Raw genomic sequence first — 24,582 nt, 5'->3', positions numbered from 1 at the left:
ATTCTGTAATGATTGTGGAATGCTTTTCCTAAAATCTATTCGCCTTTTTTGTGATTGATTAAAATTAGCCCATATTTTTAGGATAATGAATGGAGGTTAAGAAAAATTAATAGAATAAATAGCTAAAAATGTTTGAGTTAATGAAAATAGTCCTAAATTTGTTGCCCTTTAAATAAAGAAGGAGTTAAAAATAAGTTTATTATGATTAAAAAACTATCCCTAATCTCTTTGTTTACTTTAATGCCTGCCTCTTTCTATTTTGCGCAAACTACTGTATTTGCGTATGTTAAAGATCAGGATGGTAAGCCTTTGGAGAAAGCAGAAGTAGATCTAGCACAGTCCACTGATGACACATCTGTGGATAAAATTGGATACTTCCAGTTTGTGGATTTAAAACCTGGCCATTATCTTATCACCGTAACAAAACCAAACTTTGAATCTAAAATCTTAGAGTTTGATGTTACTGCAGATGAGAAGAGAAAAGATTTAGGTGTGATTACACTTAATTACAACTTAGGATCAGATGCAGGAGTAATAGTTATTGACGACTCAGCAAATGATACTGAAGATGGAGGCTCATCAATGCAGCCTACTGTAGGACTTTTAAGTTCAGGAAGAGATGCTTTCCAGAATGTTTCCGCTTTTGAACTGGGTGCTTACTGGTTCAGACCGAGAGGTGTAGATAACAGATTTGAGGATGTACTTTTTAATGGGGTATCCATGTCTAAAAATGATGACGGAAAAGTAGACTTTAATAACTGGGGAGGTCTTAATGATGTAACAAGATACCCTTATGAAAATGTAGATAACATTACTCCTTCAGAATATACTTTTGGTAATTTAGGTGGAGCCGTATATTATAATACAAGAGCTTCCAGCTATAGAAAACAAACTTCATTGGCGTATTCATTTACCAACAGAAGTTATCTGCATAGAGCAATTGCTACTTATTCTTCAGGCCTATCTAAAGATGGTTGGGCATTTACATTCTCAGCAAGTAGAAGATGGGGAGACAGAGCAATCATTGATGGAGTATATCAGGACGCATATGCTTATTTTGCTTCTATTGAAAAGAAATTCAGTGACAGACATTCTATTAACTTAACTGCTTTCGGATCTCCAACCTACAGGGCTTCTAACGCTCCAAATACTCAGGAGGTTTATGACCTGATGGGTAAAAACTATAACTCATACTGGGGATGGCAAGATGGAGAAAAAAGAAATTCCAGAATCAGAAATGTGTATGAGCCGGTATTCATGTTAACAGATTACTTAAAAATAGGTAAAAACTCTAACTGGATCAATACCGTTTCTTATCAGTTTGGTAGTGATGCAAGAAGTAGATTAGACTGGTTCCATGCTGCGGATCCTAATCCTACTTATTACAGAAAATTACCAAGCTATGGCCTTCTGACAGCTGATGAGTTTAGACAACAATCTCAAATCGACTGGAATTATCTATATAATACCAACCGTATTAATAAAACGAATATGGATGGTTCGGAGAGAGGTGCGTCTTATACATTAATTGATGATGTGAATAAAGACAAAACTTTCAATTTTTCATCACACTTTGATACGAAGCTGAAAGATAACTGGAAGTTGAATATTAACTTTAATTATCAGAACTTAAAATCAGACAATTTCAGAAGAATTAATGATTTATTAGGAGCAAACTATGCTAATAATCTTAATCCTTTTAACAATGATGTAAGATATAACCTTGATGATGAAAATACTAAAGTAAGAGTAGGAGACAGAACTCAATATTCTTATCAGTTGACCAGAAATCATTATTCATTAAATGTTTCTACTGAAATTGATTTCAACAAATGGAATGTAGTGGCTTCCATCTTTGCTTCACAATCTGAGTCTTACAGAAATGGAGATTACAGAAGTGGAATTGCACAGTTTACAAACAATTCTAAAGGAAAAAGTGCAGTATATAATGCTTTAGACGCTGGTATTAAAGGGAAGATTACCTATAAAATCAATGGTAAAAACTTTATCGTATATAATGGTGCTTTCTTTAGCTTAGCTCCTACACTTAATGAAATCTACATCAATCCTAGGGTTTCAGATTTCTTAACTCCTGGTGTAAAAAATCAAATTATCAACTCTAATGATATCAGTTATATCATGAGAGGTCAGATCTTAAAATTAAGACTATCAGGATACTATACTACAATCAGTAACTCTACCGAATTAGCAAGATATTATGCAGCAGTTTCTACAGACTCAGGATCATACAATACACTGATTAATGAAGCAATGAGTGGTGCTGATAAGAGATATATTGGAGCTGAATTAGGCTTTGATGTAAAAATTACACCTACTATTAATGCTATAGGGGTAGCAAGTGTTGGGGAATACAAATTTACAAACACTCCACAGGTATATTCAGTTGATGATCTTAATGGTTTCAGAAGCTATGGTGCAGCCAATGTAAAAGATTATAAAGTAGCTGGTACCCCTCAAAAAGCATTCTCTTTAGGATTAAAATACAATTCACCTAAATACTGGTGGGTAGGAGCTTCCGCTAATTATCTGATGGATCAGTATCTTGATTTCTCTGCACTTAACAAAACGGCTGCAATGTATACAATTCCTGATTCAGGAGGTCTTATTTATGATGGAGCTACACCGGAAGTTATTCAGCAACTTACTGCTCAAAAGAAATTTGATGACCAATTTATGCTGAATGCTAATGCCGGTAAATCTTTCCAATTTGGGAAATATAGAATTGGGGTAAGCATTTCTGTGAATAATATCTTAAATAACAGAAATTATGTAACAGGTGGATTTGAACAGGGAAGAGCTGCTAACTTTACGGATGCACTTGCAGAATCCCAAAGAGCAATTCCTTATTTCGGACCAAAGCTTTGGTATGATAGAGGAAGAACTTTCTTTACTAATGTTTATTTAAGATTCTAACAAAGACTACAATGAAAAAATATAATTCAATTTTAAAATATATTTGTATCGCAGTCGCTTCTCTATGGATTACCGTAGGATGTGTACACGATGATAAATATGATGAACCCAATCTTGATGGTTATGCATGTGTTGCCGATTTTAAGGCTAATGTAACCCTAAGTGAGTTAAAAAAGAAGTTTACTGAAAATAACCCTTCAGGGGCTGCGTATGTATTCCCGGCAGATAAGCCTAATGATCCAAGTGATGATTTGTTTATCGAAGGATATGTTTCTTCTACGGATGAAACCGGGAATATCTATAAAACAATCTATATTCAGGATGCATTGAAAGATCCTACTCATGGTTTTACCATCAGTGTAGATATGGTAAGTTCTTATACAAGATTTCCACAGGGATCTAAAATATATGTAAAACTTAACGGGCTTGCGGTAGGTACTTATGGAGGTGTAGTTCAGCTTGGGGTAAAAACAGGAGCAGAATCTACAGCAAACGGAGTATCCAGAATCCCTGAGAAATTAGCGCCAAGTGTAATTTTAAGATCTTGTACTACAAGAGGGGAAATCACTCCAAGAGTAATCTCTATAGCAGATCTTAAAGCTAATGAAGACCTAATCGGTTGTTTAGTTCAACTGAATAATGTAGAGTTTGATGCCAGAGCATTATGCTCTAACTATGCACCTAATGGTGAAACTGTGGATAAAGTAATTGGTCAGAATTGGGACAAATTAGCCAAAGTTTACAAAAACACTGCAGTGGTAAGAAACAGTGGATATTCTTCTTTTGCCAATCAATATATTCCAGCCGGACAGGGAACCTTTAAAGGAATATTCAGTAAGTTCCAATCTGGGTCCAATACAACGTACCAATTCTATATCAATAAAGTTACTGATCTTGATATGGAAGGTGGCCCACTGAATGCTGAAGGAAAAGATCCGCATTTCCCACGCCAGGATGAAATTCAGGAAAACCCTTGTAGATTTAGCAATGCAAACCTTACAACTAAAACTATTGCAGATATCAAGCAACTTGGTGCTTCATTACCTACAAACGGATTGGTATTAGCAGAGATTACAGGAGATTTCTATGTAAAAGCTCAGGTTACGGCTAATGATGAAGCAGGAAACTTATTCAAATATCTATATGTAGAGGATGCAACAGGAGGAATTAAGATCAATATCAATAAAACAGACTTATTCCAGGATGCAAGATTTAAAGTGGGAAAAGACCTTTATATTAAGCTTAAAGGATTGTATTTAAGGAATGTTTCCGGAGAATTACAGCTAGGATCTAATGAGTCAGTATCTACTATTGGATACAGAATCAGAGAAGAAAATATATACAAACATTTATATGATTCCAATGAACCTGCCAGAACAGTTATAGCTTCTGAAAGAACAATTTCTCAGTTAACAACAGCTGATGTTGGAAGGTGGATCAAAATAAAAGATCTTGAGTTCATTAATGGAGATTTAGGAAAAACATATGCAGACGGCACAGCTGTTTCTAACAGAACTTTAGAAGACTGTTCAGGAAAGACAATTACTTTAAGAACGAGCGGGCGTGCTGTATTTGCAGGAAAAGCAGCAAGTACTATTGAAGTAGCAGGAGGAAAAGGTGATGTATATGCTATTTTAAGTGTATTCAATGGTACATATCAATTATGGTTCACAAAACTTCCGGATCTTCAATTAACTAATCCTAGATGTGATGGAAGTATTTATACTCCGCTTCCTGTTCTGTATAAGGATGATTTCGCTTCAGGAGGATTTAATAATACAGAGTGGACAGCCGTTAATAAAGTAGGACCAAACCAATTCTGGAATACATCCAACCAAGGAAACGGAACAAATTATTATGCAATGATGAATGGTAATGCAGGAGGTGCAGGGAATAATTTTGATAATGAAGACTGGTTAATTTCTAAAGCAGTGAGCTTAGTTGGAAAATCTAAAGCTGTAGTAACCTTTACTACTGATGTAAGATATGCAGGAAATGCTTTACAGGTGTTTGCTACAGATAATTATACAGGTGATGTAACAACTACAACATGGACTCCGCTTCCGGCTATTCTGGATACTAATACCGGAGCCTTCGGAGATTGGGTCAGTTCAGGAAATGTAGACTTAAGTGCTTTCTTAGGTAAAAATGTAAGAATTGCATTTAAATATACTTCTACAACATCTGCTGCTTCAACGTGGGAAGTGGATGATTTTAAAATCAAAGGACAATAATTATTTTGTTTTTGTAAAAATGAAACCGGCTTGAAAGAGCCGGTTTTTTTATGACTTAATTTGAGAGTTTTATTTTTTTATTCATTTATATTTCTTGTATTCTGGTATTGATTACCCTTTTTTATTATATAGGAGACCTAAAGAACATATGTTTAAAAATACAAAGTATGCCATAGGAAAAGTGATGTCAGGTTTTTTATATGAGTAAAGGAAATGGAGCAGCTTATGATTACAGATTTAAATATAAGAGTGAGATTATGAAAAACCATCAAAACGGAGAATTTATTTTTGGTAGAAGGTAGCAATTCTCAAGGTTGGTCTTTAGAAAAAATAGCTTTTCAATATGATAAAAATGATATTGAATATGAAGTAAGAATGTATGTAATGAGCAAAAAGTAATCATAGAAAATAAAAAACCACCGCAAAAGCAGTGGTTTTTATATTACAAAATTATTTATCTAAAAAGAAACCTCATTCACTTCTTTTCCTCGTTGGAAGTTCATCATTTTCTGGCTGCCTTTATAGGCGATACTCACCAGGTTGATTTGCTTCGGAAAAGCGCTTAAAAGGATCGTATTTTTAATTTTTAAGGTATTGATATCTGAAACCCCACCGGTCTCAAAATATACCCATACAGTTTCTCCGCTGATCTGACTTCCCGTGAAGGTAATTGTTTTGGGAGCACCATTGACAAACACATCAAAATTATTGTTCACATATTTTTTCACTTCCGCTTCAAATCCTGCTGTGTTAGGATTGATCTTAATAGCGTCCGAGATATGGCTTGTATTCATTTTTGTGGTAAACTTCAATGTCTTGCTTCCATCAATATAATCCACTTTGGTCATTGAAGAGAAAAAGTCTACATACATAAAACTCATTAACACAAAAAATGTTAAAATTCCTGATATATATAAAAGTTTTTTCATCTTAATTAATAGATTTACAATCATTCTTGCTAGTTATAGTTCACAAATAATATGCCAATTAAAAATTTACATTCACAGAATATTTATCATAGAAAGCTTTAATGTGCGCTACAGCTTCATCAGCAGTGTCTACTACTCTGTAAAGATCAAGATCATCTTCTGCAATCATTCCTTCTTTCAGTAGGGTAGCTTTGAACCAGTCTAATAATCCACCCCAGAATTCACTTCCTACCAAAACGATTGGAAATTTACCAATTTTATTGGTTTGAATTAAAGTCATGGCTTCAGTAAGCTCATCCAAAGTTCCGAAACCTCCTGGCATTACTACAAATCCCTGGGAATATTTTACAAACATTACTTTTCTCACGAAAAAGTAATCGAAGTTCATAGAATAAGATTTGTTGATATATGGATTAAAATGTTGCTCAAAAGGAAGGTCAATATTAAGTCCTATTGATTTTCCTTTCGCATTGAAAGCACCTTTGTTTCCTGCTTCCATAATTCCGGGACCTCCTCCGGTAATAATTCCGAAACCTAGTTTGGTGATTTTCTCGGCAATTTCTACCGCCATTTCATAGTATTTATTTTCCGGTTTCAGACGGGCTGAACCAAATATAGATACACATGGGCCAATTTTTGCCAGTTTTTCGTAGCCATCTACAAATTCTGCCATAATTTTGAAAACCATCCAGCTGTCTTTAGTAATGGTTTCATCCCATGTTTTTTGTCTGAAACTGTTGTGTAATTTCGTTTCGTTAATATCTAATTCAGGGTTTACCAGGCTTTCATCCCTAATTCCATCCATTTCCATTTGCACAAATTATTTAAAATATTTTTCGGCTTCTATTACAGATTCCGGTCTTCCAACATCTATAAGAATACTGTCATGCAGAAAACCATGTATATGTTCGGTTTGCATCAGATCCAGATATTCTTCCATAACAGAGAATTTGCCTTTTCTTTTTATTTTTTCAAAGATGACCGGGTTGATACAGTGAACGCCACTGAAGGCAAGAGCTTTAAATCCTTTATTGAACTCAGCAAGCCTTTGTTCTCCTGTTTGTACATTCAGCCAACCTCTTAATACCATATCATCATTGAAAAGAAGTTTTCTTGAACTTTCACGGTCCGATACCGCTAAAGTAGCAAAATCTTTTATTTTTTTGTGATATTCCACCAATGCATTAATATTGAGATCGGTTAAAATATCAGCATTTAAAATTAAAAAATCTTCTCCATGGTCAAGAAATCTTCTGGCAAAAATCAAGCCGCCTCCGGTTTCCAATAACTCATTGGTTTCATCGGAGATTTCAATCTTACAGCCGAAGTTATCATTTTTATTTAAAAAATCAACAATCTGATCTCCAAAATGATGAATATTTATCACAAAATCTTTTATTCCATAGCTTTTCAGATAATTGATATTTCTCTCCAGAAGAGGAATGTCATTCACCTTAGCCAGAGCTTTAGGGTGGTGGTCCGTAAATGGCTTAAGCCTGGTGCCTTTTCCAGCGGCGAAAATAAGTGCCTTCATATAATATGAGTAATAAATGATAAGTAATGAGTAATGTAATAACGGGACACGAATATTACTGATTGCGCATTACTCATTACTAATGTTCAGTTGTGGTTGTTCGTCGTGATGAATGGTAATCAGTGTTCCCTCTGGATATTTTTCCTTGATGAATTCAGCAATTTTTATAGCAGAATAAACAGATCTGTGCTGCCCGCCTGTACAACCGAAGTTGATCTGCAGGTTTTCAAACCCTCTTTCCAGATAATTTTCAATATTGATAGATACGATAGATTTTACCAGTTCCAGAAACTTAGGCATTTCAGTTTTGGTTTCAAGATATTCCTGTACACCGATATCATTTCCGGTCTGAGTTTTATATTCTTCAATTCTTCCAGGGTTTAAAATCCCTCTGCAGTCAAAGGCAAAACCGCCTCCGTTTCCTGAGTTATCTTTTGGAATTCCTCCTTTTTTATACGAAAAACTGTGGATGTCTATGTGTAGCATTTCTTCTTTATTTTTTTATTTACTGGATTTAACCATTAAGGTATTTTAAGTTTTAAAGTAGGTTGTATTGGTTCCCAAATTACTCATTTAAAATGGTATCAATTTTTTTACGGGTACCTTCTAATGATAATTGTTTTATAACCTTATTAAGTTCCGGATAATTTTTCATGTCTTCCCAGGAAGAAGCAAATTCTGTGATGTTTCGGACTCCTTTTTCAAGGCTGGCCATAAAATGCTGCTTCCTTTGAATCAGGCCTCTGAAGCCATAGGCTCCTAAGACTTGAAGGAATCTCATCATTTGTATTGGTTTAACCGAGTTTTTTAGTTGATGTTGAGTTTTCTGATCCTTAAATAGTTGGATGTAAAAATCCAGCATTTCATTTTTAAAATCTTCAGGGAAATCTGCCTTAGCCTGAAACAAAAATGATATGACATCATACATCAAAGGACCTTTCATTGCTGACTGATAATCTATAAACGAAACTTCATCTTTTTCATTCACCATAATGTTTCTGGCCTGAAAATCCCGGATCATGATGCCTTTAGGTTCAAGACTCTCCACCAATGATGCAATTTGTTTGAACTCCTTCAGTAAGGTTGATTTATTATATTCCAGTTCCAGAACATCTGCCACGAAGTTTTTAAAATAATACAGATCATGAATCACGGGAAGCTCATCATAACTTTCGTACTCAAATGTTTTGGAAAAATCAATTTTCCCCTGTGTTTGGATCTGCAGTTTGAATAGCTTTTTCAATGTTTGCTTTACCAAAGATTCTACATGAGGTGATACATGTTCTTTAGTAATTATCTCTGATAAAGTCTGCTCGCCTAAAAATTCCTGTACATACATTTTCCTGTCTTCTGAGAGGGCAAGAATGGTGGGAGTATTAAGATTAAGCGCTGAAAATATTTCTGAATAATAAATAAAACTTTCATTTTCAGGAATATTCTCATTGTAGGTGACAATATATTTTTCAGTATCGGTGATGGCCAGAAAGTTGACCCTCGCAGAACCACTTTGAGCTAATGTGATGAATTCAGAGGATTTTTTGCCTAGTTGGCTTTCAAAAAATCGATTTGCGTGTTCAGAAGTCATAATTAATATGGAAACAAATATACTAATTTAAGACGAATCGTATTAGGCTGGAAGTAGGAAGCTGGAAGAAGGGAGAGCTGAATGTGAAAATAGGAGATGAAGTTTGTTTTTATAAGCTTCATTATGATGTTTTAAGTAAGTTTTACTTTGATTTGTCACTGTATAGTGTATTTTAGGCTTTCTATATCCTGTTTTAGTGGAATGATTTAACTTTCTTGTTTCTCATTCAGGTTATTACAGTCTAATTTTTATCTTTGTAACATGTTAAAGGACTTTAAGCCGGTGTTAGGGATTTTGCTGCGCTTCATCATTATTTATCTGGTGTTGCTTTTTGCGTATCAATTTTATCTGAATGCGAACAAGGATTCCGGTTTGGATCCTTTTTCAAGAATTATCGCCAACCAGGTGAACGCAATACAAAATGTTTTAGGGTATCCCTCTCAACTTTACAATGATGTGAGGAACGAACAGGTATGGTTCTATGTAAAAAAACAATATGTAACAAGAATGGTGGAAGGCTGCAATGCCATTTCCATCATGATCCTGTTTGTATCTTTTGTTTTTGCTTTTTATAAAGGTTCCAAGACGTTTGTTTTTATACTGGCAGGGCTGGTTTTACTGTATATTATGAATCTTTTACGGATTGTGGGTTTGAATATTGTAATGGCAGAGCACAAGGAATATGGCAAAATGTTTCATGACTTTGTCTTCCCGGCAATTATTTACGGCAGTGTTGTTTTGCTTTGGTTAATCTGGATTAAATTCTTTGCTTTAAAACATGAAAATTCTTAGCTGGCTTCTTGTTGTTTTAGGAATCTGTGGCTTGATAGGAGTCAGAGTAGTGGAAGATAAAATGTTTTATGATCCGTTTCTGGATTACTTCCATGAGGGTATTAAAAATATTAGCTTTCCTGCGTTTGAATGGGGAAAATTAATAGGAAGTCATTTGTTGAGATTTGTGCTGAATCTTATTTTTTCTTGCCTGATTATTCAAGGGCTGTTTAGAAATAAACAATGGACAATGCAAGGCGCTTTAATGATGATTATTGTTTTTGCGATAGCGTTCCCTATTTATCTGTTTTGTATTCAAAATAAATTCAATATAGGATATCTCTTTTCCTTTTATATGAGAAGGTTTGTGATTCAGCCTTTAATCATTCTTTTAATAGTTCCGATGTTTTACTATAGAAAACAGATGGAAGGAAAATAAACAAATAAGGCTGAGGAAGACAATTGGACTGTAATGTACCCCTATTTTGTTTTCTCAGCCTTTTTAGCTTTCTATTCTATAGTGTGCTTGTCCGCACTTGTAACATTCTCCGCAGTCCATTCCACTCTTTTTACGAAGTCTTTTTGGCGGACAGGACAGTTTTCAATCTGACATACCGGACATGAAATAGGTTTGCAGTCATCCATATGGAAATTGAATTCAATGCTTCTTTTGATATTATTGGCTAATAGAATAATGACTTTTTCCATTTCATTATGGGCATCCCGAAGGTCATAATACCAGGGTAAGGTGATATGGGCATCAATATGAAGTGAAGCTCCGAACTGCTGGATTTTCATATTGTGAATATCTATCCATTCTGTGTGCCTGTTTTTTTCAAGGATTTTAATAACCTGATGCAGTATTTCAGGGTCCTGTTCATCCATAATGCCACTCAAAGATTTTCTGACAATTTTATAGCCTACGAATATGATATAAAGCCCAAAGATCAAAGCAACAACTGAATCCAGCCAATAGATTTTTGTGAAGTAAACAACCACCAAACTGGCGACTACACCAAGGGTAGTGATGGTATCAGACTGAAGGTGTTTTCCGGATGAAATAAGAACAAGGGAATTTTCTCTTTGACCTTTTTTTATGGAGATATACCCTAAAAGATAGTTGATAATGGCAGTGGCCATAATAATCCATATCCCAAGATCAATTTTACTTAAGGTCTTTCCTACAATAAGGCTGTGGACACCTTCGTAAATAATCATTAAACCAGCAATGGCGATTAAAGCTCCTTCAATACCGGAAGTAACGAATTCAACCTTTCCATGGCCATAAGGATGATCTTCGTCCTTAGGTTTTGCTGCTAAGTGAAGTGAGTATAATCCCATAAACGCACTGATAACGTTCACAATGCTTTCCATGGCATCTGAAAATACAGCATCGGAATTGGTGAGCCTCCATGCAATAATCTTTCCTACAAAAAGAATAACTCCAAATGCAGCAATGATTTTTTGAAATCCTATTTTTTCTTTGTGGGTATTCATAAATGTGTTTGATAAAAAAAAGAATCTCAATTCTGAGACTCTTTTTTATATTGTTAGTTTATACTAAGTTGTTTGCTACAAGGTACTCTGCAATTTGTACAGCGTTGGTTGCGGCTCCTTTCCTCAGGTTGTCTGCTACAATCCAAAGATTGAGCGTTTTTGGCTGAGACAGGTCTCGTCTGATTCTTCCTACGAAGACTTCATCTTTTCCTTCTGAGTATAGTGGCATCGGGTAGTGGTTGTTTTTCACATCATCCATTACTACTACACCAGGAGTTTCAGATAAGATTTTTCTTACTTCATCCAATTCAAATTCGTTTTCAAATTCGATGTTTACACTTTCTGAGTGACCGCCCTGAACCGGAACTCTTACTGCGGTAGCTGTTAAATTGAAGGTATCATCTCCTAAAATTTTCTTAGGTTCCTTCATTAATTTAATTTCTTCTTTAGTATAATCATCATCAGCAAATACATCACAATGTGGCAATGCATTCTTGAAGATCTGATATGGATATACTTTTGCAGTAGCATCATCTCCGCTGATTTCCCCGTTTAATTGGTCAACTGCAGCTTTACCTGTTCCTGTTACAGACTGGTAAGTAGAAACAATAACTCTTTTTAAATCATATTTTTTGTTCAAAGGTCCTAAAACCATTACCAACTGAATGGTAGAACAGTTCGGATTTGCAATGATCTTGTCTTCTTTAGTCAATACATCTGCATTAATTTCAGGCACGACTAATTTTTTATCAGGATCCATTCTCCATGCTGAAGAATTGTCAATAACTGTTACTCCCGCTTCTGCAAATAAAGGAGCATATTCAAGGGAAGTAGAACCTCCGGCAGAGAAGATAGCAATATCCGGTTTGGCAGCTATAGCGTCCTTCATGCTTACAATCGTAAATTCCTTCTGTTTATACTTCACCTTCTTGCCTACAGATTTTTCGGATGCTACCGGAATTAATTCTGTTACAGGGAAGTTTCTTTCTTCCAAAACTTTCAGCATAACTTGTCCAACCATTCCTGTTGAACCTACTACAGCTACTTTCATTGATTTAATTAAAAATTTAAGATTAAACTATTTATAAATTATAACGCATATAATTTCTTTGTCTGTTTTAAGCCCCAAAGACTCTTGTCCAAGGGAACGCGAATGCAAATAAACCTACAGCAATTAATCCCATAATGGTAATCCCAAGGGAAATAGTATCGTTAGATTTTACTTTTTTGTTAACGATGGTCATTAATACTGCTGCGATAAGCATAGAAAATGGGTGTTCAACATATTGGAATCTTGCATAAGCATCACTCATTAATGTTCCTGAAGATAAAGCTGCTTTAACACCAGGTGAAACAAATAACAAGAAAAGACCTGCTAGAAACTGAATGTGGAAGAAGATCATTGTAAAAAGTGTAGTCTTCTTTAAAAACTTGTTCACTTTTCCACTGAAACCGAACATGGTAGCTAAAAGTGCAATGATAAATAATGCTACCAAAAGTAATTCAAGATATCCGAATCCTTTGTGGGCATTAAGTAAAATCTTGTAAAAATCCATAATCTATTTTTTTTGTAGACAAAGATAACAAAAATCCCGGCTCAAAGCCGGGATTCATATTGAGAAAATCTAATATTGTGATAATTAGAAGTTGAATGATAGAGTTGCAGCCCAAGTTCTACCGAATCCGAATAAAACACGGTTATCTGTTGCAACACCTTTATACATATATCCTAATTGTTCGTACGTCTTCTTAGCTGTATTGTTTGAACCGTCAGCTAGTTTTGAAGGTGCATCAGATGCAAATACGTTTGTTGAAGCATCAGAAATATAGAATGTATCAAACAAGTTGTAAACGTTTGCTCCGATTGTGAAATACTGAGAAGCGTCTTTTAACTTGATTTTGTATGAAATCCCTAAATCAAATAAGTTGAAATCAGGTAATTGTAATACTCCTTTGTCCTGTGCAGCTTGGTTAGAGAAAGTAGCAATATCAATAGATGAATATACTTTTCCTACATATCTCCATGTTCCGAAGATACTAAGGTCTTTTACTGGTTTAACAGTAGCTCCTAATGAAGCTGTTAATTGAGGGATACTGTTGTTACTTGTTCCTCCTACTTTTACTTTATCCAGATAAAGTGTTGTTGAAGTTGAGGTTCCAGATAATGCAAGCGGGTTGTTGTTATCATCAAATGCTGCTCCTGTAGCATTTCCTTTGTAGTAATAGTCTCCCCAAGAGAACATACCCTGGAATTCTAAGAAGTTAGTTGGTTTATAAACTGCATCAAATTCAACTCCTTGGTGAATTTCAGTAATACCACTGATTTCAGCATATCCTGTAGCTGTTGTATTATCAGCTAATGTAAATGTCTGGTTCGTTCTTCTTAACCATCTGTCTCTCCATTCAGTTCTGTATAAGTTAACATTTGCACTGAATTTAGGAGACCTGAAACCGTATCCAACTTCAGCTGAGAAGATTTTCTCATTAGTTAAGCTAGGGTTTAGAACCTGGAAATTACTTGGGTAAACAGAGTTCATGAACGGCTGCTTGCTGTAGTAACCAATGTTTGCAAATACATTGTGATTATTGTCAATGTTATAGTTGGCACCCCCTTTAATGTTATATCCGAAAAGGTTTTTGAATCCTGTTTTTGTGTTAACAACTTGTCCTTGCTGTTTAGTTACACCATCCTGAACGAAGTTATCAATTCTCTGATACCCTTGATTAGAAACGGATCCCTGAAGGAATGCGGATAATTTATCTTTAGTATATTCTACCTGACCGAATGCACTGTACCAGATAACTTCTCCATCGTTGCTGTATCCAATCTGTTCATTTAAAGGAGCTGTTTTCCCTCCAAATGGGTTCCAAGCAAGTTGTTTGTAATCATATCCTCTTGATGGTATATAAGGCGCAACATTTTTGTTTAGAATTTCTTTATATCCTTTAGCTCCGTATAGATCAGAAACTACTTGATAGTGGTAACCATAGTAATATCTATCATCTGTACCAATTGAGAAATTCCAGTTGTCATTAATTTTGTGCTGGAAGTTTGCTAAGATACCATACCAGTTATGAGAGTTAATACTTGATCTTCTGATGATACCATCTCTTACTTGGTATTGTTTTCCATTGGCAGGGTTAGTCACCATATAAGGGTCACCAGCTGCTGCTAAACCACTGTTTAAAGCAAAGATTTGGTTATAGTCATAAGTTCCATCTGGTCTTCTGTAAAAATTGATTGCATTGGTAGTAGGGCTTCCGTTGCTTCCAAATTTTCCATTCCAGTAGCTTCCAAGATCTCCTGTTCCACCACCTCTACCATTAGACATATATAGAACAGTACTTAACTTAGATTTTTCACTCATTGTCCAATCCCAGTTCAACATCATTACTGGCTTAGAGTAATAATTGGCTCTGTTTGCAATTGGAGTTCTTGATCCATCTGCATTGATATAATATCCCCAGTCAGAATTGTACGTTCTGTCAGGTGTATTATCATGATCTGGATTATAGTTTATGTAATCCTTAATGAAAGGAGAGTAAGTTCTTTGATCATGCCATTGAGGAGATCCAGTGATAGTGAATTGGAAATTATGCTTTTTGTTTGGTTCCCAACCCAGAGCAAAGAAATAAGCATAGGATTCATAATCTGTATTTTGGATATATGTACCCCCAGCTTGTCTGCTCATTAAGAATGAAGAAGACCAGCCCTTTTCTGATTTACCTGTATTATAGGCAAAAGAGGTTTTTAAGAAGTCATTGTTACCAACTCCTAATCTAACGATACCTCCTTTTTTCATATCTGCAGATCTTGTAAGGAAGTTCATTGTACCTCCTACAGAAGCGATGGCTAATTTAGAAGAACCAAGTCCTCTTTGTACCTGCATAGTACTTGTTACATCTGCTAAACCTGTCCAGTTTGACATGTAAACTGTACCCCCTTCCATATCATTTACAGGCATACCGTTTACCATTACTGCGATGTTTCTTGATTCGAATCCTCTGATTACAATCTGAGAGTCTCCGAAACCACCACCACCTTTAGTTGCATATACAGAAGGTGTTGTATTTAAAATTTCAACAAGTTCTTGATTTCCTTGTCTTTCAAGAATCTGAGCTGCTTTAATGTTAGAAACAGCTACTGGTGTCTTTCTATCTTTAGCGATATCTGTAACACCTTTTAAGATTACCTCTTCAATGTCTTTAGACTTAGCTTGCACTGTGTCATTACCTTGTTGAGCATAATAGATACTAGCTGTAGATAAAGTAATTACTGCAGTTAGCATCGTTTTGTTGATTAATTTCATAATCGTTAGTAATAATTAGATTTAATTTTCTGCAAAATTCGCAAAATATATTTTAACTATTATTAACTCAATGTTAATTTTTAATCAGTCTTAATAATGTTAAACCTCTGGATCTCAGTAAAATGGATAAAAAATGACATTTTGTATGAAAAAAGTCATGTTATTGAGTTTTTAATAAAGAGGGTGTGTTTTTATTAAAAATTCAACGCTATTTCACGGCTTTGAGACTCAAATCTATATTCTCAGCCGAGTGTGTTAAAGCCCCCACGGAGATATAGGTTACTCCTGTAGATGCAATTTCTTTAAGCATATCACGGGTAATTCCACCTGATGCTTCAGACTCACATGAACCGTTGATCATTTTTACTGCTTTCTTCATGGTCTTAACATCCATATTATCAAGCATAATTCTGTCAACTTTTGCATTAATGGCTTCCTGAACTTCTTCCAGATTTCTGGTTTCAACTTCAATTTTTAATTTTTTCTTCGTCTTTTTAACGTAGTCTTTCGCCATTTTTACAGCATTGGTAATACTTCCGTTGTAGTCGATATGGTTATCTTTAAGCATAATCATATCATAAAGACCGTATCTGTGGTTGGTTCCGCCCCCAATAGCAACTGCCCATTTTTCGCACATTCTGAAATTAGGAGTTGTTTTTCTGGTATCCAGAAGTTTGGTCTTGGTGCCTACCAATCTCGAATCCCAATCATGAGTAAGTGTTGCAATACCACTCATTCTCTGCATACAGTTAAGAACAAACCTTTCAGTGGAAAGAATTGATCTGGCGCTTCCGGTTACAATAAGAGCAATATCTCCCACTTTACAAGGAGTTCCGTCTTTGGTGAAGGTTTCAACTTTAAGATTTTTATCAAAAGTTTTAAAAATAATTTCAGCCAACTCTACCCCTGCAAGGATACAATCTTGCTTTACCAACAATTTAGCACTTTGCTGAAGGTCTTCAGGGATCGTTGAAAGGGTAGAGTGATCTCCATCCTGGATGTCTTCTTCAAGGGCATTTTTTATAAATGTTTTTAATGCTTTATCTGTAACGTAGCTTGGTCTTTTCATTTGTTATATTTTTTAATAATATCTGGATAACCCTTTTCCGAATAATAAGTCATGAATGATAAATAGAATAATGATTTCATGATTTTTAGCTTCTATTTTTTCAAATTCAATATAGTCTTGTATAGATGTGTTGTTTTGGTTTATTCCCCGATATTTTAACACTTCTTTAGTGAATCTTCCCTCCCTTTTTATATAGAAATCCCATTTAAAATTATCCCAATCATATTCTTGTGTAAAATAACGGATTTTATTTCTATTAAAAACTAAAATGGGATGTGTAGGATTACTGGTATAGTTGTAAGTTAAAGACAAATTATTGTCGTTTATAAATTCTTCAAGATTGATATCGATAGGTTTAGATGAAATTTTTTGTCTTGAAATTTCTAAAACATTGCATATTATACTTAGTACCAAAGGATATTTAGATTGTGAAATAAAATAATTTCTTAACCAAATATTGATGCAGTATCCTGCTATAATGGCAAGAGGAAATGAGAGGAGAAATAATGTTATTTGTACCGAATCATTTAGATTTTTTCTGAAAAGTGAAAGGATGAAAATAAAACTGAATAAAAGGAAAGCAATAATTACCTTTCTTGAATAAAACAATATATTTACTTCTGTTGTTATATTTAAGTTTGTGATCTTCATTACATAAAGTTTCTACACTAAATCTTTATTATAAAATGCTCCTTTGTTTTCTGTCATTTCCATAGATTGGATAATGATAAGATGAGCAACGGTAGTTAAGTTTCTCAGTTCTGATAATTGTGGAGAAAGAATAGAGTAGTGGTAGATTTCATCAACCGCGGCTGCAATTTCCTGGTGTTTTTGTAGAGCCATATTCAGACGTCTGTTGCTTCTTACAATCCCCACAAGATCGCTCATCATTTCCTGAAGTTGTTTCCTCAGATAGCTGATGATGACCATTTCGTCCATGATTTTCATTCCCTCTTCATTCCACTCCGGAACTGCTTTTAAATCATCAAAATTGAATAGATTTTCATTAAGAAGGGAAACTGTTTTCATTGCAGCATTATGTCCGAAAACCAACCCTTCCAGTAAAGAGTTTGAAGCAAGTCTGTTGGCTCCGTGCAATCCGGAATTGGTGCATTCTCCTACGGCGAAAAGATTTCTGATGGAAGACTGGCCGTCTCTGTCAACTTCAATACCACCCATCAGATAGTGGCAGGCAGGTACAACAGGAATTAATTGAGTGAACGGATCAATTCCTTCGTCCTTACATTTTTTATAGATATTGGGGAAGTGTTCAAGGAATTTTTCCTGATTCATTTCACGGCAGTCCAGACCTACATATTCATCCCCTAAAATTTTCATTTCATTATCTATGGCTCTGGCAACAATATCTCTGGAGGCTAGTTCTTCACGTTCATCATATTTCTGCATGAACTTTTCGCCTCTTTTGGTCCTTAATTTGGCACCGTCTCCCCGCACTGCCTCGGAAATAAGGAAAAGCATTCCGTCAATCTTATTATAAAGAGCAGTAGGGTGAAACTGGTAGTATTGCATATTGGAAACCTTTCCTTTTGCGCGAGCTACAAAAGCAATTCCGTCTCCGGTAGCAATCGTAGGATTGGTGGTGTTTTTATAAACATGCCCGGCGCCTCCTGTGGCCACCAATGTGATTTTGGATGTGATTTTTTTGATGGTTTTGGATTTTTCATCCAGGATATAGGCACCATAGCAGTGAATGTCTCCTTCGTTAAGTTCTTTTCCGGGAACATGGTGCTGTGTAATGATATCAATTACATAATGATGGTCTAAGATTTCAATATTAGGGCTACTATTGGCGGTTTCCAATAAAGCCCGTTCAATTTCAAAACCTGTAATATCTTTATGGTGAACGATTCTGTTTTCAGTATGGCCGCCTTCTCTTCCCAAAGCAAATTTGCCGTTTTTCATATCGAACTGAGCTCCCCATTCTACAATTTCGTTAAACCTTGCAGGAGCTTCTTTTACCACCATTTCTACAACATCACGTTTGTTTTCACCGTCTCCGGCTCGCATGGTGTCTTCTATATGTTTTTCAAAATTGTCTTTCTGAAAGTCAGTAACTACAGCAAGGCCACCTTGGGCGTATTTGGTATTGCTTTCGTCTTCATCAGACTTTGTTACAATGATGATTTTTGCATCAGGGAGTTGTTCAGAAACTTTAATGGCATAAGAAAGTCCGGAGATACCGGAACCGATTACTAATACATCCGCTTTTATCATGTGCTTGCTTTAGGTACAATCATTTAAATATTTAAATAAATTTAAACAATTTTTCGTTTGGTTTTCTTACTTTTTTCATGTGCTGGAAGTGGTCTTCCTCAGAACGGTAGCCTAAAGCGAGGGTAACGGTTACTTTTTCTGTTTCAGGATTGATGTTCAGGATCTCTTCTATCAAATCTTGTCTGAAGCCTTCCATTGGGCATGAGTCTATATTTTCAATGGCAGCGGCATACATCAGATTGGCTAATACGATATAAGACTGCTTTTCCGCCCAGTTGAAAATTTCATCCTGTGTTTTTTGATTAACGTGCTGATTGATGCTGTTCCTGAATGGTGTGAGCTGCTCAATTGGAGTTTCTCTTACTTCAGAAATATGCTTAAAATATCCCTGGATATAATTTTCTTCAATATTTTTCTTTGAAACAATCACCACAAGATGAGAGCATGTGGAAATCTGGGATGGATTATAAAAAGCAGGAATCAACTTCTCTTTCATTTCTTCACTTTCAACAACAAGAATTTTATAAGGTTGAAGTCCCAGAGAGCTTGCAGACAGTTTCCCTGACTCAAGAATGTTGTGAAGAATTTCCTGAGGAATAATTTGATGATTAAATTTCTTTACAGAATATCTTCTGCTTAAAGCTTCCAAATAATTCATAGCACAAATTTAAGAATTGAATATGAATAAAGAGGTTTTTAAATGAAATATATCCTTTCAAATTAATACAAAAAATCACCCCGCATAAAGGGGTGACTCTTCTAATATAAATGATAAACGTGGTTAATTCCTGTTTTTGACAATAATCCAGCCAGCAAAGTTAACAGGTGTTATTCGGTTTATGTTGTTTTTTTCATTCCAGGAAACAGAATACCAGTAACTTCCTGTAGGAACTCTTCTGCCATTGGCTGTGCCATTCCATCTGTATCCGTTGGTTTTATCTGCCTTGAAAACCTGTACGCCATACCTGTCGAAAATATTAACATCAAAATTAGATTTGACAGCTAATGCCGAGTAGTCAATAAAGTCATTAATACCATCATCATTAGGAGTAATGATGTTAATCAGATTGGGTATCGTGATGTTAATGGTGGTTGGTTCACAATTATAACTGTCTTTTACATATACTTTGGCAATTCCTCTTGGAATATTGGTGAATACATTGGAGTCCTGCCAGATGATATTGTCCATTGAATACTGGTAAGGAGGCATTCCTCCATTTGCATATACCGTAACCGATCCTCCTGAGATATCTACTCTGGAGATAACAGGGATTTCAGCCGGAAATACTGTTACTGTTTGAGTCGTGATGCATTCTCCGGTTTTTAGTTTCACCCAATAGATGCCAACACCAACATCTTTAATAGATTGTGTAGTGGCTCCGGTACTCCATTCGTAACTTTTGAATCCTGGGCCGGCATCCAGTGTTGTTTTGCTTTCTACACAAATAATTTTATCTTTTAAAACTCTGGATGGAACAGGGCCTTTAACATTTAGAGTTATTTTAGCAATTGAAAAGCACCCGGTGGTATTGAAAACTTTAACATAGGCTACTCCATTGGGAGCAATATAGGAGGCTGGGGTAATGATCTCATTGGTTCCGTTAAGAGCGTCTGTTAAAGAAGGGTAATACTTTTTTGTAAATCCAGCCGGATTTGGAACAACGGCAGCATTAATAAGATTAAAAGAAGCTGTTAAAGGATTGCTTTCTATAAAACATGATTCTATGTCAACATCGTAAACAGTAACAACAGGATGAGTGTTCAGTGTGATTTTAGCAGTACTTACACACCCCTGTGCTGTAGTTACTCTTACATAAATAATCCCAGGAGGAGACACATAGGCTGAAGGAGTAGTGATCTGATTGGTACTGGCGTTCAGGTCATATATACTTGGGTAGAACTCTTTAGTAACCCCAGTTAAAGTGGTTACAGCTGCAGTATTGAGATCAAAAATGCCAACGCCTCCGTTATTATTGTTACATTCTGTAAGGCTTGCATCGGTTGCTGCAAACGGGGTGGGGTTTAGTTCTATAATGCCATCCCCGTTATCACAAAGCGTTGATGTGGGGTCTTTAACAACCACTTTAATGGTAGTATTTCCTGTATATTGAAAACTGGTTGGGTTGGCAATAGGAGTTGCCACACCTAATAGGTAATAGGTGAAAATATAATTTCCGGGGTTGTTTACAAACTGGTTGTTGTATGAAGTAAGATCTACGGTTCCGCTTCCGGTTGCAGGGTTTGTGCAAACAAAAGGTTTTATGATATTATTTAAAATTGGAACTTTATCAACAAAAACTTTAACATTTTGAATGGAGTGTCGGGCGCTTGCCCCTCCTGTTGCAGCAGAGAAACCAAAATATCCCTGCGTCATTCCTACGGCATTTCCGGAAGGAGCAAATGACTGATCGGCAATAAGTACTCCATCTATTTTAATTTTAATAATCCAGTTAGTAGGATTGGAAAGATCTGTTTCTCCGTTTACTTCAACATGTTTGTAGTTGTTACCTACAAATGGCTGGGAGGGATTCAGATCTGGAGAATGAAAGGTGCTTCCAGGAGTATTGTTAAATTCTATATTGTTGCCAGCCGTATTGTTTGTGCCGTATAAGACATGTACTTTACTCATTTGGCCTTCTGTGGTATTATTGAAAATATCAAAGCCTACCATTAGTCCTGATGCATTAGCGGGAATCCCAAGGCCACCTCCTGAAACAAAGCCGGTTGGAGGGTTGGCGAGATACCAGAATGTAAAACCATCTCCGCGTCCAAACTGGGTTGTTCCGTTTCCATCAATTCTGAAATCAAATTCTACTTTCCATTTATCACAATAGCTTAATGTAATTGGAGTGGACAGTTTTATTGCTCCATACTTGCTTGTTTGGTCAGTAGTAAGTCTTATAAAGTCTCCGCTTACAATAGCATCTGAAACAAGATCCCAGCCTGTGGTGTTTACGGGATTTCCGGTGAGCTGGTAGGTTTGGGAAAAAGTTTTTTCCGGAAAACAGAGCAAAATGCCCAGTAAAAAAAAGAGTAGATTTTTTTTCATAGTGGAAGGATTGTGATGATGTTTGTATTAATGTTTATTCCATGTTTTTTACCAATACCCAGCCTGAGTATTTTGTTTCAGTATTGTTTTTATCATTTTCATTCCATGAGATGGTGTACCAGTAAGTAGCAGACGGGATTTTTTTACCATAAGCTCTTCCGTCCCATGTGTAATTTCTTATTTTATTCGCTTCATAAAGTTTATTTCCATATCTGTCATATACTGTGAATATTAAGTTTTTCTTATATGCCAAAGCGGAATAATCAATAAAGTCGTTTTTATTATCTCCGTTAGGGGTGATGGCGTTGATGAGGTTAGGAACAGTAATCTGAACATCAATAGGAGAACAGTTATAAAAATCTTTTACGAAAACCTTTACTTCTCCTCTGGCCAAACCGGTAAACGTGTTTGATGTCTGCCAATGGATTCCATCTAATGAATATTGATATGGTAATTTTCCACCCACCACATTTACCATAATGGTGTTATTGTGAATATCAATGCTTGCGATTACAGGATTAGGAGAGGGCTGTACATTGACAACCTGTGTGGTGATGCAGTTTCCGGTTCTTAGTTTAACCCAATAGGTTCCTACACTAACGTCTTTAATAGAAGAAGTCTTAGCTCCGGTACTCCATAAATATTCGTCAAAACCTGGTCCTGCATCCAGATCTGTTTTATTCTCTATGCAGATGGTTTTATCTTTAAGAATAGAAGATTTAACAGGTGGAAGTACAACAAGGTTAATCTTTGCGACAGCAAAACATCCGTTAGTGTCTATTACCTTGGCGTACACAGCTGTACTTGTTGAGGTATACTGATAAGGATCAGTAATCTCGTTGGTGTCATTAACAGCATTGGCTATTGTTGTATAATATTTTTTAATGATTCCTGTAGTGAGCGAAGTAACATTGGCTGTTGTTAAATTAAATACACCGTTAAGTACATTGTTTTCAATAAAACAAGATTGGATAGTGGCGTCTTTTACTTGTGTTTCAGGATAAAAAGTAAGGTTAATTTTAGCTGTACCTGTACATCCTAACGGAGTGGTTACTTTTACATAAACTGTTCCGGGTGCAGATACATAGGTGTCCGGATATAAAATTTCATTAGTTCCTGAATTTAAATCATTCAGTGTTTTATAGTATTTCTTTGTCACCCCAAGTACATCGGTAACATTAGCAGAATTTAAATTGAAAGTAGCAGTTCCCAATTTATTGTTATTGCATTCTGTAAGTGTTTTGTCGTTCGCTTTAAAGGCGGCCAGATTCAACTGGATTTTTCCATCAGGGTTGTCACAAAGCACTCCTGCATTATCTTTAATAACAACTGTTACTGTTGTGTTAGTATTAAAATCATAGTTGGCAGGATTGGCAATAGGGGTAGAGCTGCCCTGAGGATAGTACTTGAAAGTATAATTTCCGGGATTGGCCACAAACTGAGCATTGAAATCTGTTAAATTAACATTTCCGTATCCTGTAGTTGGATTAGGGCAGAAGGATTGTGTAATCAGACTTTTGAGAATAGATACCTTGTCTGTGTATATTTTTACATTTTTAATAGAATTTCTTGCTGAAGCACCTCCTGTAGATGCCGAGAAACCAAAATATCCTTGTGTCATGGTTGCAGCTCCGCCTGAAGGGGCAAATGATTGAGATGTGATAATGATTCCATCCATTTTTACAGTAATGATCCAGTTTGCGGGGTTGGCAGGATCTGTTTCACTGGTTACTTCAACATGTTTGTAGGTATCTCCTACGAAAGGTTGTGTTGCGTTGAGGTCTGCGGAATGGAAGGAACTTCCGGGAGTATTGAAAAATTCAATATTATTTGTGTCTGTGGTATTAGGAACTACACCATAAGCGATGTGCACCTTGCTCATTTGAGCGCTGGTTGTATTGTTGTAAATATCAAAACCTACCATAAAACCAACTGCATTCTGTGGAATTCCTAATCCTGATCCCTGTTGGCTTGTTACAGGAGGATTGGCAAGGTACCAAAAGGCAAACCCGTCTCCTTTTCCAAACCCCGGTATTCCATTTCCATTGATTCTGAAATCAAATTCTACTTTCCATTTATCACAATATTTCAGATTAATGGGATCGTTGAGCTTTATTGCTCCGGACTTATTTCCTACATCATCCGTAAGCATAATGAAATCTCCACTTGTGGTAGCGCTGGGAACAACAGTCCAGCCTGTAGTGTTGATAGGGTTTCCGGTGAGTTGATAGGTCTGGGCAAAGGATATTCCAGATAGGGAGAGTAAAAGAATTGAGAAGTAAAATAATAAATTTTTATTCATTTCACTGAGAATTTAATTCGAGGTAAATATATTAAATCCTAGTTAATAAATGTGTATTTTATGTTAATTTTGTTAAAAAAATTAAGATTATTCAAAAAAATGATATTTATTATGATAAAGTAGTGAAAGTTGT

At 35.7% G+C, this 24,582-nt stretch carries 19 protein-coding genes; 4 read left to right on the top strand and 15 right to left on the bottom strand.

Going from position 1 to position 24,582, the window contains the following annotated elements; genetic code table 11:
* Window positions 1–201 precede the first annotated feature (201 nt).
* Entirely contained in the window at window positions 202–2,934 is a 2,733-nt protein-coding gene (locus BBH99_RS15350) for a TonB-dependent receptor (protein ID WP_066697633.1), read from the top strand.
* 11 nt (window positions 2,935–2,945) lie between these two features.
* Entirely contained in the window at window positions 2,946–5,168 is a 2,223-nt protein-coding gene (locus BBH99_RS15345) for a DUF5689 domain-containing protein (protein WP_066697631.1), read from the top strand.
* A 458-nt stretch (window positions 5,169–5,626) separates the two neighbouring features.
* Here the strand turns inward: BBH99_RS15345 and BBH99_RS15340 are convergent, their stop codons facing one another.
* The 5 genes from BBH99_RS15340 to BBH99_RS15320 form a co-directional block, all read right to left on the bottom strand.
* Window positions 5,627–6,097, bottom strand: a complete 471-nt coding sequence (locus tag BBH99_RS15340) for a DUF6702 family protein (RefSeq protein WP_228390821.1) — start codon at window positions 6,095–6,097, stop codon at window positions 5,627–5,629.
* A 58-nt stretch (window positions 6,098–6,155) separates the two neighbouring features.
* The gene (locus BBH99_RS15335) at window positions 6,156–6,908 is read right to left on the bottom strand and encodes an LOG family protein (RefSeq protein WP_083188850.1); all 753 of its coding nucleotides are present in this window, start codon (window positions 6,906–6,908) and stop codon (window positions 6,156–6,158) included.
* 9 nt (window positions 6,909–6,917) lie between these two features.
* A complete protein-coding gene (locus BBH99_RS15330; protein WP_066697627.1) occupies window positions 6,918–7,631 on the bottom strand; it encodes a nucleotidyltransferase family protein in 714 nt (237 codons plus the stop codon).
* Between the two features lie 69 nt (window positions 7,632–7,700).
* Window positions 7,701–8,117 carry a RapZ C-terminal domain-containing protein gene (locus BBH99_RS15325; protein ID WP_066697625.1) on the bottom strand — a complete coding sequence of 139 codons (417 nt, stop codon included), beginning with the start codon at window positions 8,115–8,117 and terminating at the stop codon, window positions 7,701–7,703.
* 79 nt (window positions 8,118–8,196) lie between these two features.
* Window positions 8,197–9,216 carry an aminoglycoside phosphotransferase family protein gene (locus BBH99_RS15320; RefSeq protein ID WP_066697622.1) on the bottom strand — a complete coding sequence of 340 codons (1,020 nt, stop codon included), beginning with the start codon at window positions 9,214–9,216 and terminating at the stop codon, window positions 8,197–8,199.
* 261 nt (window positions 9,217–9,477) lie between these two features.
* Here BBH99_RS15320 and xrtF point away from each other — a divergent pair, with 261 nt between their 5' ends.
* Both xrtF and BBH99_RS15310 read left to right on the top strand, forming a co-directional pair.
* Window positions 9,478–10,008: an exosortase family protein XrtF gene (xrtF, locus tag BBH99_RS15315; protein WP_066697619.1), complete on the top strand. Its 531-nt coding sequence runs from the start codon at window positions 9,478–9,480 to the stop codon at window positions 10,006–10,008.
* Window positions 9,995–10,426, top strand: a complete 432-nt coding sequence (locus tag BBH99_RS15310; protein ID WP_066697617.1) for an exosortase F system-associated membrane protein — start codon at window positions 9,995–9,997, stop codon at window positions 10,424–10,426. Before xrtF ends, BBH99_RS15310 begins: the two co-directional genes overlap by 14 nt.
* 71 nt (window positions 10,427–10,497) lie before the next feature.
* On the opposite strand, the gene BBH99_RS15305 is transcribed toward BBH99_RS15310, so the two are convergent.
* The 10 genes from BBH99_RS15305 to BBH99_RS15260 form a co-directional block, all read right to left on the bottom strand.
* On the bottom strand, window positions 10,498–11,484 hold the full coding sequence (locus BBH99_RS15305) for a cation diffusion facilitator family transporter (RefSeq protein WP_066697614.1): 987 nt from the start codon (window positions 11,482–11,484) through the stop codon (window positions 10,498–10,500).
* Window positions 11,485–11,542: 58 nt separating this feature from the next.
* Window positions 11,543–12,535: an aspartate-semialdehyde dehydrogenase gene (locus BBH99_RS15300; RefSeq protein ID WP_066697608.1), complete on the bottom strand. Its 993-nt coding sequence runs from the start codon at window positions 12,533–12,535 to the stop codon at window positions 11,543–11,545.
* A gap of 67 nt (window positions 12,536–12,602) precedes the next feature.
* Window positions 12,603–13,040 (bottom strand): hypothetical protein, encoded by a 438-nt coding sequence (locus BBH99_RS15295; RefSeq protein WP_066697605.1) that lies wholly within the window; start codon window positions 13,038–13,040, stop codon window positions 12,603–12,605.
* Window positions 13,041–13,124: 84 nt separating this feature from the next.
* Window positions 13,125–15,794, bottom strand: coding sequence for a TonB-dependent receptor (locus tag BBH99_RS15290; protein ID WP_066697602.1), 2,670 nt, complete (start codon window positions 15,792–15,794; stop codon window positions 13,125–13,127).
* Window positions 15,795–16,002: 208 nt separating this feature from the next.
* On the bottom strand, window positions 16,003–16,863 hold the full coding sequence (nadC, locus tag BBH99_RS15285; protein WP_066697599.1) for a carboxylating nicotinate-nucleotide diphosphorylase: 861 nt from the start codon (window positions 16,861–16,863) through the stop codon (window positions 16,003–16,005).
* A gap of 12 nt (window positions 16,864–16,875) precedes the next feature.
* Window positions 16,876–17,514 carry a hypothetical protein gene (locus BBH99_RS15280; RefSeq protein WP_066697597.1) on the bottom strand — a complete coding sequence of 213 codons (639 nt, stop codon included), beginning with the start codon at window positions 17,512–17,514 and terminating at the stop codon, window positions 16,876–16,878.
* 12 nt (window positions 17,515–17,526) lie between these two features.
* A complete protein-coding gene (nadB, locus tag BBH99_RS15275) occupies window positions 17,527–19,098 on the bottom strand; it encodes an L-aspartate oxidase (protein WP_066697595.1) in 1,572 nt (523 codons plus the stop codon).
* Between the two features lie 31 nt (window positions 19,099–19,129).
* Window positions 19,130–19,756 (bottom strand): NAD(P)H-dependent oxidoreductase, encoded by a 627-nt coding sequence (locus BBH99_RS15270; protein WP_066697592.1) that lies wholly within the window; start codon window positions 19,754–19,756, stop codon window positions 19,130–19,132.
* A 123-nt stretch (window positions 19,757–19,879) separates the two neighbouring features.
* Window positions 19,880–22,147, bottom strand: coding sequence for a T9SS type B sorting domain-containing protein (locus tag BBH99_RS15265; protein ID WP_073300022.1), 2,268 nt, complete (start codon window positions 22,145–22,147; stop codon window positions 19,880–19,882).
* A 34-nt stretch (window positions 22,148–22,181) separates the two neighbouring features.
* Window positions 22,182–24,449, bottom strand: coding sequence for a T9SS type B sorting domain-containing protein (locus tag BBH99_RS15260; protein ID WP_066697583.1), 2,268 nt, complete (start codon window positions 24,447–24,449; stop codon window positions 22,182–22,184).
* Window positions 24,450–24,582: the final 133 nt, after the last annotated feature.

The sequence above is a fragment of the Chryseobacterium contaminans genome (assembly GCF_001684955.1).
Classification (GTDB): Bacteria; Bacteroidota; Bacteroidia; order Flavobacteriales; family Weeksellaceae; genus Chryseobacterium; species Chryseobacterium contaminans.
The sequence above is the reverse complement of the archived record's forward strand: the minus strand, read 5'-3'. Positions and strand labels throughout refer to the sequence as shown.